This window comes from Hydrogenophaga taeniospiralis (assembly GCF_020510445.1).
In the GTDB taxonomy this organism is placed as follows: Bacteria; Pseudomonadota; Gammaproteobacteria; order Burkholderiales; family Burkholderiaceae_C; genus Hydrogenophaga.
Genome location: NZ_JAHBAG010000001.1, coordinates 588,275 through 599,635 on the forward strand (window position 1 = coordinate 588,275; position 11,361 = coordinate 599,635).

The 11,361-nt window shown below is 69.8% G+C and carries 11 protein-coding genes; 8 read left to right on the forward strand and 3 right to left on the reverse strand.

Annotated features, from left to right (window positions below):
- Window positions 1–31 precede the first annotated feature (31 nt).
- The 7 genes from KIH07_RS02715 (at window position 32) to KIH07_RS02745 (ending at window position 7,009) form a co-directional block, all read left to right on the forward strand.
- The gene (locus KIH07_RS02715; protein ID WP_226490503.1) at window positions 32–1,135 is read left to right on the forward strand and encodes an ABC transporter substrate-binding protein; all 1,104 of its coding nucleotides are present in this window, start codon (window positions 32–34) and stop codon (window positions 1,133–1,135) included.
- A complete protein-coding gene (locus KIH07_RS02720; protein ID WP_226490504.1) occupies window positions 1,136–2,239 on the forward strand; it encodes an ABC transporter substrate-binding protein in 1,104 nt (367 codons plus the stop codon). It abuts the gene before it with no gap.
- Window positions 2,236–3,303: a FecCD family ABC transporter permease gene (locus KIH07_RS02725; RefSeq protein ID WP_226490505.1), complete on the forward strand. Its 1,068-nt coding sequence runs from the start codon at window positions 2,236–2,238 to the stop codon at window positions 3,301–3,303. The genes KIH07_RS02720 and KIH07_RS02725 overlap by 4 nt, the downstream gene beginning before the upstream one ends.
- The gene (locus KIH07_RS02730) at window positions 3,296–4,084 is read left to right on the forward strand and encodes an ABC transporter ATP-binding protein (protein WP_226490506.1); all 789 of its coding nucleotides are present in this window, start codon (window positions 3,296–3,298) and stop codon (window positions 4,082–4,084) included. Before KIH07_RS02725 ends, KIH07_RS02730 begins: the two co-directional genes overlap by 8 nt.
- Window positions 4,085–4,110: 26 nt before the next feature.
- The gene (locus KIH07_RS02735) at window positions 4,111–4,584 is read left to right on the forward strand and encodes a plastocyanin/azurin family copper-binding protein (protein WP_226490507.1); all 474 of its coding nucleotides are present in this window, start codon (window positions 4,111–4,113) and stop codon (window positions 4,582–4,584) included.
- A 200-nt stretch (window positions 4,585–4,784) separates the two neighbouring features.
- Window positions 4,785–6,035 (forward strand): MFS transporter, encoded by a 1,251-nt coding sequence (locus tag KIH07_RS02740; protein WP_226490508.1) that lies wholly within the window; start codon window positions 4,785–4,787, stop codon window positions 6,033–6,035.
- A 14-nt stretch (window positions 6,036–6,049) separates the two neighbouring features.
- Complete coding sequence (locus KIH07_RS02745; protein ID WP_226490509.1) at window positions 6,050–7,009, forward strand: 1-phosphofructokinase family hexose kinase; 960 nt, start codon at window positions 6,050–6,052, stop codon at window positions 7,007–7,009.
- Window positions 7,010–7,017: 8 nt separating this feature from the next.
- On the opposite strand, the gene KIH07_RS25450 is transcribed toward KIH07_RS02745, so the two are convergent.
- The 3 genes from KIH07_RS25450 to KIH07_RS02760 form a co-directional block, all read right to left on the reverse strand.
- Window positions 7,018–8,319 (reverse strand): DUF2325 domain-containing protein, encoded by a 1,302-nt coding sequence (locus tag KIH07_RS25450; protein WP_226490510.1) that lies wholly within the window; start codon window positions 8,317–8,319, stop codon window positions 7,018–7,020.
- An 8-nt stretch (window positions 8,320–8,327) separates the two neighbouring features.
- Window positions 8,328–8,819 carry a hypothetical protein gene (locus tag KIH07_RS02755; RefSeq protein ID WP_226490511.1) on the reverse strand — a complete coding sequence of 164 codons (492 nt, stop codon included), beginning with the start codon at window positions 8,817–8,819 and terminating at the stop codon, window positions 8,328–8,330.
- A gap of 90 nt (window positions 8,820–8,909) precedes the next feature.
- On the reverse strand, window positions 8,910–9,173 hold the full coding sequence (locus tag KIH07_RS02760) for a hypothetical protein (RefSeq protein ID WP_226490512.1): 264 nt from the start codon (window positions 9,171–9,173) through the stop codon (window positions 8,910–8,912).
- Between KIH07_RS02760 and KIH07_RS02765 the strand changes: the two genes are divergently transcribed.
- Window positions 9,172–11,340: a TonB-dependent siderophore receptor gene (locus tag KIH07_RS02765; RefSeq protein WP_226490513.1), complete on the forward strand. Its 2,169-nt coding sequence runs from the start codon at window positions 9,172–9,174 to the stop codon at window positions 11,338–11,340. The genes KIH07_RS02760 and KIH07_RS02765 overlap by 2 nt on opposite strands.
- Window positions 11,341–11,361: the final 21 nt, after the last annotated feature.

The window sequence follows — 11,361 nt, forward strand, 5'->3', positions numbered from 1 at the left end:
CCGGGATCCCCGGCCTTCTGAAGGAGTGTTCATGCGAATTGCCACCACCGTACGCTGGCTGTGCGCCCTGGGCCTGACGGCCGGTCTGATCCAGACCGCCCAGGCGGCCCCCGAAATGATCAAAGACGTGCTCGGCCGATCGGTCCGCGTCGACCTGCCCGCCAAGCGCGTGTTGCTGGGTTTCTACTTCGAGGACTACATGGCCATCGGCGGCGAGAAGGCCTTCGACCAGGTGGTCGGCTTCTCCCGCGAGGCCTGGGAAGGCTGGCGTCCGGCCAACTGGTCGCTGTTCGCGGCGCACCGGCCCTCGCTCAAGGAACTGCCCGACGTGGGCGAGGTCGAGGCGCAGACCTTCTCCGTCGAGAAGGTGCTGGCCCTCAGGCCCGACGTGGTGGTGCTGGCCGAATGGCAGTACAAGGGCCTGGGCCCGGATGTGAAACGGATGGAAGACGCCGGGGTGCCCGTGGTGGTGGTGGACTACAACATGGAGCTGCCGGCCAACCACCACGCCAGCACGCTGTTGCTGGGCCAAATCGCGGGCGATGAGAAGCGTGCGCAGAAGATCGCGGACGAATACAAGACCGCCATCGATCAGGTGCAGTCGCGCATCGCGGCCGCCAAGCAGCCCAAACCGCGCTTCTATGTCGAGTTCGGCAACAAGGGACCGGCCGAATACAGCTTCAGCTACGGCAAGGGCATGTGGGGTCCGCTGGGCGCGCTGGCCGGGGGTGAGAACATCGCCGCCCCCTTCGTCGAATGGTACAGCCCGATGAACCCGGAGAAGGTGCTGGCCGCCCAGCCCGAGGTGGTTTTCATCGCCGGCACGGAGTCGACCAAGAACCCCAGCTCGATGCTGATGGGGCAGGGCGTGGAGTCCGCGCAGGCACAACAGCGGCTGCTGGGCTTTGCCCGGCGCGCCGGCTGGAGCGAACTGCCAGCCGTGAAGAACCAGCGCCTGTATGCGGTCTACCAGGGTGCATCGCGCTCGGTGCTGGACTACACCATGGTGCAGTTCATGGCCAAGGCCCTGTACCCCACGTTGTTCAAGGATGTCGATCCGCAGGCCAACTACCTGGGCTTCTACAAGCGCTACCTGCCGGTGCAGGCCAAGGGCAGCTTCGCGCTGGGGATGTGAATGGCACGCCATCTGTGGAAAAAAATCGCGCTGTCCGCCACGCTCGCGCTGGGCGCGCTCAGCGCCTGGGCGGCGCCCGGCACCGTTGAAGATGTGCTGGGTCGCAAGATCACCCTGGAGTTGCCGGCCAAGCGGGTGCTGCTGGGCTTCTACATCGAGGACTATTTCGCCGTCGGTGGCGACAAGGCCTTCGACCGCCTGGTGGGGATGTCGCGCGGCTGGTTCGTCAAGTCGCGGCCCGCGGTGTGGGAACAGTACGCCGCCGCACGGCCCACCCTGCGCGACGTGCTCGACGTGGGCAACGTGCAGGACCAGAGCTTTTCGCTGGAGAAAGTGCTGGCCACCAAACCCGACGTGGTGATCCTGGCCGACTGGCAGTTCAAGGCCCTGGCCTCGGAGATCCCGCGCCTGGAAGCGGCCGGCATCCCCGTGGTGGTGGTGGACTACAACGCGCAGACGCTGGAGCGCCACCTGGCCAGCACGAAGGTGCTGGGCCAGCTCACCGGTGAAACGGCGCGCGCGCAACGCATCGCCGACGGATACCGCCAAATCGTGGAGACGATCCAGCAGCGCATCGCCCAGGCGAAGCTGCCCCGGCCGCGCGTGTACATCGAACTGGGCGACAAGGGCCCCGCCGAGCACAGCTACACCTACGGCAAAAACATGTGGGGCGCCATGGCCGATCTGGCCGGCGGCGACAACGTGGCCGCGCCGTTCGTGAAGGACTGGGGCCCGATCAACCCCGAGCAATTGCTGGTCGCCAAACCGCAGGTGGTGCTCATCGCGGGCTATGAAAGTGTCAGCCGCCCCGACGCCATGCAGATGGGCTTTGGTGTGCCCGCGGCCGAGGCGCGCCGCCGGCTGGATGGCTTCGCACAGCGCAAGGGCTGGAGCGCCCTGCCGGCGATGCAGGACGGTCGCCTGCACGGCGTCTACCACGGCGCCACGCGCAGCCTGCTGGACGCGGCGCAGCTGCAATACCTGGCCAAGGCGCTGTACCCGTCGCTGTTCGCCGACATCGATCCGGACGCCACCTACCGCGACTTCTACCGCCACTACCTGCCGATCCAGCCCCAGGGCACCTTCGTGCTGAACGGAAAATGACCGACACCACCGCCACGCCCGACCTGGGCACGCAGGTCTTGCAGCGCCAGCGGCGGCGCGAGGCCGGCCGCTGGCGCTGGCTGGCCCTGTTCGTCGGTCTCTGCCTGTGCAGCCTGATGCTGGATGTGGCCACCGGCCCCTCGCTGCTGGCGCTGGGGGACGTGGTGCGCACGCTGGCGGCCCCCGCGGCGGCCGACCCGATGACCCGGGCCATCGTGATGGACATGCGCTTGCCGATCGCGCTCATGGCCCTGGTGGTGGGGGCGGCGCTGGGGTTGGGCGGGGTGCAGATGCAGACCCTGCTGGACAACCCCCTGGCCAGCCCCTACACGCTGGGGCTGGCCGCCGCCGCCGGCTTTGGCGCGGCGCTGGCCCTGGTGACCGGGGGACTGGGATTGCCGTCCCTGGTGGCCATCCCCATCGGCGCCTTTGTCTTCTGCATGTTGGCGGCCAGTCTTCTGTTCGGGCTGGCGCTGATGCGCCACGTCAGCAGCCAGACCATCATCCTGGCCGGCATCGCACTGCTGTTTCTGTTCCAGTCGCTGCTGTCGCTGCTGCAGTTCCTTTCTTCGCCCGAACTGAACCAGCAGATCATCTTCTGGCTGTTCGGCAGCCTCATGCGCACCACCTGGCCCATGCTGGGGATCACCGCGGGCGTGACGCTGGTGTGTGCGCTGCTGCTGCACGGCGACGCCTGGCAGCTGACCTGCCTGCGCCTGGGCGAGGCGCGCGCGCGCAGCCTGGGCGTGAACGTCACGCGGCTGCGCCTGAAGACGCTGGTGCTGGTGGCGCTGATGACGGCCACCGCCATCAGCTTCGTGGGCATCATCGGCTTCATCGGACTGGTGTCGCCCCACATTGCGCGCATGCAGGTCGGCGAAGACCAGCGCTTCCTGATTCCGCAGTCGGCGCTGTGCGGCGCACTGATGCTCTCGGTCGCTTCGGTGCTGTCCAAGTCCATCGTGCCGGGCGCGCTGTTTCCCATCGGCATCGTCACGGCGCTGATCGGGGTCCCGTTCATGGTCTGGCTCATCCTGGGCAACCGAAAGCGCGGCCATGCTTGAGCTTCACGACCTGAACCTGCGCATCGCCGAGCTGACCCTGGTCGACGGGCTGAACCTGCAACTGCGCGCCGGGGAGCTGCACGTCATCATCGGCCCCAACGGCACCGGCAAGACCAGCCTGCTGCGCGCCCTGTTCGGCGAACTGCCGTTGGCGCGTGGGGCCGTGCGCCTGCGCGGAACGCCGATGACGCCGCGCAACCTGCCGACCTGGCGCCAGGGCATTGGCTACATGCCGCAGAACACCCAGCTCGATCTGGACCTGAGCGCGCTCGAAGTGGTGGTGCTGGGGCGCCTGCAACGCCTGTCGATGCGCCTGTCGGACGACGATCTGGGCGCCGCGCTGGAGGCCTTGCAGGCACTCGACATTGCCCACCTGGCCGACCGCCCGGTGCACACCCTCAGCGGCGGGCAGCGCCAGATGGTGCTGTTCGCGCAGGTGCTGCTGCGCCAGCCGCGGCTGATGCTGCTGGACGAACCCGTCAGCGCGCTCGATCTGAAACACCAGATGCAGCTCATGGAGCACCTGAAGGCGCAGACCATTGGACAGGGCTGGATCAGCGTGGCCGTGCTGCACGACCTGAACCTGGCGGCCCAGTTCGCCGACCAGTTGATCGTGCTCGGGGAAGGCCGCCTGCAGGCCTTTGGCCCGCCGACCCAGGTGCTGACCCGCGAGCTCATCCACCGCCTGTACCACGTCCCGGTGGACGTTCACCAGGACCTGGACGGCCTGCCCTATGTGCGCACCTTGCGCGCAGCGCGCCCCATCCTCACCCCCGCCTGACCGCCGGAAAGACCGAGGCCACCGACATGCATGCACACACCGTTCATCCCTCCTGGCGGCACCGGCTCCTGGCGGCTGGCCTGGCCGCGCTCTGCGGCCTCGTGGCGCCCTCCGCCTGGAGCGCCGAGCACGTGGTTCGCATGCGGAACGCCGGTACGGACGGACCGATGGTGTTCGAGCCGGCGGTCGTGCAGGCCCGGGTCGGCGACACGCTGCGCTTCGAGCCCACGAACACGGGCCATTTCGTGCGCAGCCTGGCCGTTCCCGAGGGCGCCACGCCCTGGCTGAGTGGGCTCGATCAGCCGTGGGTGGTGGCGCTGGAGCGTGAAGGCCTGTATTTCTACAACTGTCCACCGCACCTCATGATGGGCATGGTCGGACTGGTCCAGGTCGGCGCAGCGGTCAACCGGTCTTCCGCCACCGCGGTCATGAAATCCACGCAGGGGCGGATCTACAGCCACGGCGCGCGGGTCGACGCCTTGCTGGAAGGGATTCGATGATCGCCCTGCGCTGCATCGCGGCCTCACCGCCACCGAGCCCCCACGCTCCGCCGCTGCGCGGGTCGCTGCCCCCCGAGGGGGCTGATCCGGCTTGGGGCGGCCCGGCTCCGGATCGTTGCCCCCACGCGCCGCCGCTGCGCGGGTCGCTGCCCCCCGAAGGGGCTGGGCCAGCCTTGGGGCGGCCCGGTGGCTGCCCCTGAGTGGCTGAGATCGCCTTGAACCCGGCGGCCAGCGGCTGGCGCTCGCTCAGCCCCGGCGCCCGCGTCCTGGTGGCGAACGGCCTGGCGTTCAACCTGGGGTTTTACATGCTCATGCCCTACCTGGCGCAGCACCTGGGCGCCGGCCTGGGGCTGGCGGGTTGGGTCACGGGACTGGTCATGGGACTGCGCGTGTTCAGCCAGCAAGGGTTGTTCCTGCTCGGCGGCTGGCTGGGGGACCGCCTGGGCTACCGCAGGGCCATCGTCTGGGGCTGCCTGTTGCGCGGCGTCGGCTTTGCCCTGCTCGGCTGGGCCGGGGCGCTGCCGCTGCTCCTGCTGGCCGCCGTCCTCACCGGTTTCGCCGGCGCTCTGTTCACGCCCTGCGCCCAGGCGAGCCTGGCCGCCCAATGCCCCGACGGGGCCCAGCGGCGCCAGGCCTTCGCCTTGCACAACCTGGCCAGCGAAGCCGGCATGCTGGCCGGCCCCCTGCTCGGGATGGCGCTGATGCGCGTGGATTTCGCGCTCACCGGCTGCGTGGCCGGCGCCTTGTTCGTGGTGTTTGCGGGTCTGCAATGGTCGCTGTTGCCCCCCGATCATGGGGCGCGGGCGACCCCGCAGCCGTTGGCGGCCGGCACAGCCCGTGCCTCGGGCAGGCCCTGGCTCGCGCTGTTGGGCCAGCCTGGCCTGCTGCGCTTCGTCGGCTTGTGCGCCACCTACCAGGTGATGTTTCACCAGCTGTACCTGGCCGTGCCCGCCTTCGTCCAGCAGCACCGCCTGGGGGACGGCACGCTCAGTGCGGTGTTCACGCTCAGCGCCGTGGTGGGCATCGCGCTGCAATGGCCCGTCAGCCGCTGGCTCGTGCCGCGCCTGGGCGACGCCGCCGCGATGGGCCTCGGGCTGGCGCTGATGGGGGTGGCGTTCCTTTCGCCGCTGGTGCTGGCAGCCTGGCCGCTGGAGGCGGTGCTGGCCCTGGGGGCCCTGTTGGCGCTGGGCTCGGTGCTGTGTCTTCCGCTGTTCCCCACCGTGCTGCCGCGTTATGCGCGGGACTGCCCGCTGGGCACGGCCTATGGCTTCATGGCCAGCGTCGGCGGGTGCGCCGCGCTCGTGGGGCAGGCCTCGGTGGGTGCCGGCCTGGGCGCGTCCGGCATGGGGCCTGCGCCCGGGGTCTGGGGGGCGCTGGCCGTCTGTGGTCTGCTGGGCGGTGCCGGTCTTTGGCGGGTGACGAGAACGGTGGCGTTGCCCCGCGCCCTTTGAGGTACAACCGGCGCATGAACACGTCCGCTCCTCTGCCCAGCGTCCTCTGCCTCACGATGAACCCCTCGGTCGATCTCGCGACCGAAACCGAATCCGTGGTGCCCACGCACAAGCTGCGCTGCAGCGAAACCCTGCACGACGCCGGCGGCGGCGGCGTCAACGTGGCGCGGGTGCTGACCCGCCTGGGGGGCGAATGCACCGCGCTGTGCCCCACCGGCGGCTCGGCCGGCCAGTGGCTGCAGAAGCGCATGCGCGAAGAGGGCATCTCCAGCGTGTTCCTGCCCATCGCCGACGAGACGCGCGTGAGCTTCACGGTGCACGAACACAGCACCGGCGCCGAGTTCCGTTTCGTCATGCCCGGCCCGCACCTGAGCGGCGGCGAGTGGCAGGCCTGCCTGGACCATCTGCAGGCGCTCGCGCCATTCCCCGATCTGCTGGTGGCCAGCGGCAGCCTGCCGCCGGGCGTGCCGGCGGACTTCTACGCCCGGCTCGCGCGCCTGTGCCGCGCGCGCGGCGCGCGCATGGTGCTGGACACCTCCGGGCCGGCGCTGGAAGCGGCCCTGGCCGAAGGGGTGTACCTGTTCAAACCCAATCTGCGCGAACTCGCAGCACTCAGCGGGCAGGCACTGGACACGCCCGAACAGTGGCTGGCGGCGGCCCGCCAGCTGATCGAGCGTGGCCAGACCGAGGTGGTGGCGCTGACGCTGGGCCACCTGGGCGCCCTGCTGGTGACCCGCGAATCGAGCTGGCGGGCCGATCCGCTGGACATCCCCGCGTCCAGCGCGGTGGGCGCGGGCGACAGTTTCGTCGGCGGCATGGTGGCCGCCCTGCAGCAGCGCCAGCCGCTGCGGGAGGCGTTTGCGCTTGGCGTGGCCGCCGGCTCGGCCACGCTGCTGTCGATCGGCACCGGCCTGTGCCGCCTCGAGGACGTGCAGCGCCTGCTGCCGCAGGTGCGGATCCACCCGGTGAACTGACGGCGCTTTCAGTGCGCCTTCTCCGCCCGCGCGTCGTCCCCCGCGTCGTGTAAGGCGGCCGACGCCGGCTCGCGACCGCTGCCGAGAATGCGCTCCAGCGCGGAGCGGCTGGGCGTTTCCACGAACAGGCAGGGCTTGCCGTGGCGTTTGCAGTGTTCCTTCACGCGCCAGTAGGCGTTGTGGCTGATGCACCCCACCTGGCAGATCACCACGTCGGCCGACTGCAGCAGCGGCCCCAGTTGCCCGGCGTTGTCTTCCTCGCCGCCGTCGTGGTGCAGAAAGCGGGCGCCCTTGTCCTCGATCAGTTCGCGGTAGATCGGGATCACGCGGGTGCGTCCGCCCACGCACAGCACGGCGCGGTCGTGGATGAGCACACCCTCGTCGCGCGGCACCGGCCGGGTGTCGAGGGCCTCCACCGGGCCGGTGGCTCCCGGAGCGCCTGGCGCGGGCCAGGCCTGCAGGGTGGCCTGGGTGGCGAGGTTCAGGGCGCGGCGCAATTGCTGGTTGTGCTCGGCGAGCTGGCGGTTGTCGTCCAGCAGGCGCTGGCGCTGGGGCAGCTCGGGGGTCTGGCGCTTGAGCGCCTCCAGCTCGGCCAACGCCTGCGCCCGGTCGGTCTGTGCGCGGATCAGCTCGGCGCGCAGGCGCATCAGCTCGGCCTGGTGCAGCTCATGGCGCTGCACCTGTTCCTGCGCCACCGTCTGCAGCCGTTGCTGCGCGTGGATCAGCTCGTCGCCCAGCTTGTGGTTCTCTTGCACGAGCGTCTGCAGGCGGGTCTGGTCCACCCGGGCGGCCATGCCCACCTGGTGCTGCAGCATGTGCACCTGGCCCAGCACCGCGAACTCGAGTTCGGGCGTGCAACGGGAGTGCGTCAGCACGGCCCAGAACACCCCCGCCCAGTCCATGCCCATGCAGGACCGGTCCCACCACTTGGCCAGCGCTTCGGTGGTCTTCAGTTTCAGCGACTGGCTGATGAACAGCTCGTAGCGGCTGTCCAGCTCGCGCTGCACCATCTCGGCCAGCGGGCTGCGCCGGCGGCATTCGCTCACCAGGGCGATGTGCATCTCGTATTCCGAGCAGCCGTCCAGCGCCAGCTCGGCCTTGCGGGCCAGCTTCTGCAGCTCGGGCAGGCGCAGGCAGACGCCGGTGACCGGGCAGGCCGCGTGGTTGCCCAGCGACCAGAGCTTGCGGCGCGCCGAACCGCGCACACGATCCGCCCCCGGCTCGGTGGCGGCTGGGCCGTCGACGGGCGCCGCCGCATAGCGCGCGGCCAGATCACCCAGGGCATCGGCCTGGCCGGGTTTCTTGAACACACACATGCTCAGTGCACCGCGCCGCTGGGGGCGCTCATCACCAGGCAACCGGCGCGCAGCGCGTGCTCGATGGCCGGGTCCGCGCCGTGCTCCTGCCAGTGTTCGAGCAGGGCCGCGTGGGTCTCGTGGCTGTGCCAGACCGCCGCCTTGCGCCAGGCGCTGCCACCCGGTTCGCGGTGGATCAGCCCCAGCAAGGCCAGGTGCGCATCGGCCAGCACCCAGGCCGCCAGCGCGCTGCTGCCCTCGTCGGCCTGCAGCGCCGACAGGCAGCGGCTGCTGCGCACCAGCGCCGACACGCAGGCGTCCGCGTCCAATGCCCCTCCCGCGGCCAGGCCCTCGCGCGCCATGCCCAGCGCCAGGCGGTAGAACGCCAGCGCCTGCAGCACCTGGCCCATGCGGTGTGCCCGCGAAGCCTGGTGCATGGCGTCGGTCCAGCTGGGCCATGCGCTCAGCGGAATGAAATGGCCGCCCTGGCCGGTATCGACGTTTGACAGTGACATGAGAACAGCTCCCTGTGGATCGCACACTGGCGGATCGCCAATGCGTTAATGATAACGATTCTTATTTAAAACTCAAGCTTTGGGCGGCGATCACGGCCCGATCCGTTGACCCAGGTCAAGCGTCACCCCACATCCCGGCGAATACCAACCCGCCCCGGCGCGGCCACTGGACCGGGATGCGGCCGGGAAAAAAGTTCCCCAAATTTGTTGATAATGGTTATCATTCATCAGCAGCCCGCCATTGACCGCAACCCGCGCGCCCCGCCTTGCCGGGGCGCGCTGCTGTTTGTCCGCCGTCAAAAGCCAGCCAACTCCTTCACCCGTCTTGAAGACACGTTGCTGTCCTTTTGTCATGCGCACCCTCGATCACCGCCGCCCCGCCGCCCTGTCTCTGTCGCCACTGGCCCGGGCCATCTCCCTGGGCCTGTCCACCACCTTGCTGCTGGCCCCCTGGTCCGGTGCCCAGGCCCAGGCCACCGCTGCCCCCGCGCAGGAAGTCACCCTGGGCACCGTCACCGTGAAAGCCGGCCCGTCGGCCGCGCCCACCGAGGGCAGCCCCGATTTCGCGGCGCGCAGCGCCAGCACCGCGACCCGGCTCGACCTGACGCCGCGTGAGACACCGCAGTCGCTGAGCGTGGTGACGAACGCGCAGATGCAGGCCTTCGGTCTGCGCGACGCGCGCACCCTGCTCTCCAGCGTCACGGGCGTGAACGTGGAGCTGGTCGAGACCGACCGCTCCTACTACTCGGTGCGCGGCTTCGAGGTCTCCAACTTCCAGATCGATGGCATCGGCCTGCCCTTCGCCACCGGCGACCAGCAGGGCGACATCGACACCGCGATCTACGACCGGGTAGAGGTGTTGCGCGGCGCCAACGGCCTGATGTCGTCCACCGGCAACCCCTCGGCCACGATCAACTTCGTGCGCAAGCGCCCCACCGCCCAGCTGCAGGCCTCGGGCGGGCTGACGCTGGGCTCCTGGAACCAGCGCCGCGTGGACGCCGACCTGGCCGGCGCCATGAACGCCAGCGGCAGCGTGCGCGGCCGGCTGATCGTGGCCGCGGAAAACAAGGACTCCTACCTGGACCGCTACTCGCTGGACAAGCGCGTGTTCTCCGGCATCGTCGAAGCCGACCTCACACCCTCCACCCTGCTGAGCGTGGGCCACTCGCAGCAGAACAACCGCCCCAAGGGCGTGCTCTGGGGCGCCCTGCCCATGCGCTACGCCGACGGCACGCAGACCGACTACCCGGTGTCGGCCAGCACCTCGGCCCGCTGGAGCCACTGGAACACCCAGGACGCGCAGACCTTTGCCGAACTGAGCCACCAGCTCGACAGCGGCTGGGCCGTCAAGGGCGTGCTCACGCGCCGCGAACTGAGCTCCGACGCCGAGCTGCTCTACGTGTACGGCGCGCCCGACCGCGCAACCGGCGCCGGCCTGTTCGGCTGGCCCTCCAAGTACGACCACACCGAAGAACAGTGGATCGGCGACCTGCACGCCAGCGGTCCGTTCGAGCTCGGTGGCCGGCGCCACGAGGCGGTGCTGGGCCTGAACAGCTCGCGCAGCGACAGCGTCCTGCACTCCAGCGACGACGACCTGTACCTGCCGATCGCCGAAGCCGACGTGCTGGCCGGCAACTTTGCGCGCCCGGACTTCAACAACGGCCTCACGGGCTACGCCGACCTCGCCGACCGCCGCCACAGCCTCTATGGCGCCACGCGCCTGAGCCTGAGCGACTCGCTGCGGCTGATCACCGGGCTCAACGTGACGCGCGCCACCAGCACCGGCGTGCAGTACGGGCTGGACCACAACTACGCGACCACCAAGACCAAACCCTTCGTCGGCGCCATCTATGACTTCCACCCGCGCTTCTCGGCCTACGCCAGCGCGGCCAGCATCTTCAACCCGCAGCACCAGCTCGACGTGAACAACGCCGTGCTCGCGCCGATCGAAGGGCTCAACGCCGAGCTGGGCATCAAGGGCGAGTCGGCCGATCGCCGCCTCAACGGCGCCTTCGCGCTGTTCCGCACCCAGCAGAAGAACACCGCCGAATACGCCGGCTTCGCCAACGGCCACTCCTACTACCGCGGCATCGACGCCACCTCCACCGGCTTCGAGCTCGACGTGAGCGGCCGCCTGCGGCCCGGCTGGCAGGTAAGCGCGGGCTACACCCGGCTGCGCATCCAGAACCCCGACGGGCAGGACGTGCGCACCTATGTGCCGCGCCAGACGCTGCGCCTGTCCAGCACGGTCGAGGTGGCGGCCGTGCCCGGCCTGGAACTGGGCGCGAGCCTGAAGTGGCAAAGCGCGATCTCGCGCGACGAAGGCGCCAGCGGCGTGACCCGCCAGGACGCCTACGCCCTGGTGGACCTGATGGCGCGCTACGCGCTGTCCCGGCAGCTGTCGCTGAGCGCCAACCTGAACAACCTGACCGACGAGAAGTACCTCGGCAGCCTGCAGTGGTCACAGGGCTACTACGCCGCGCCCCGCGGCGTGAGCGTGAGCCTGAACTGGAAGCTCTGAGCCTGCGCCGCACACCGCCCG

What these genes read in the sequence shown, in the direction of transcription:
- KIH07_RS02715 (WP_226490503.1), top strand. Translation starts at nt 32, where the DNA reads ATGCGAATTGCCACCACCGTACGCTGGCTGTGCGCCCTGGGCCTGACG.
- KIH07_RS02720 (WP_226490504.1), top strand. Translation starts at nt 1,136, where the DNA reads ATGGCACGCCATCTGTGGAAAAAAATCGCGCTGTCCGCCACGCTCGCG.
- KIH07_RS02725 (WP_226490505.1), top strand. Translation starts at nt 2,236, where the DNA reads ATGACCGACACCACCGCCACGCCCGACCTGGGCACGCAGGTCTTGCAG.
- KIH07_RS02730 (WP_226490506.1), top strand. Translation starts at nt 3,296, where the DNA reads ATGCTTGAGCTTCACGACCTGAACCTGCGCATCGCCGAGCTGACCCTG.
- KIH07_RS02735 (WP_226490507.1), top strand. Translation starts at nt 4,111, where the DNA reads ATGCATGCACACACCGTTCATCCCTCCTGGCGGCACCGGCTCCTGGCG.
- KIH07_RS02745 (WP_226490509.1), top strand. Translation starts at nt 6,050, where the DNA reads ATGAACACGTCCGCTCCTCTGCCCAGCGTCCTCTGCCTCACGATGAAC.
- KIH07_RS02755 (WP_226490511.1), bottom strand. Translation starts at nt 8,819, where the DNA reads ATGTCACTGTCAAACGTCGATACCGGCCAGGGCGGCCATTTCATTCCG.
- KIH07_RS02765 (WP_226490513.1), top strand. Translation starts at nt 9,172, where the DNA reads ATGCGCACCCTCGATCACCGCCGCCCCGCCGCCCTGTCTCTGTCGCCA.
- KIH07_RS02760 (WP_226490512.1), bottom strand. Translation starts at nt 9,173, where the DNA reads ATGACAAAAGGACAGCAACGTGTCTTCAAGACGGGTGAAGGAGTTGGC.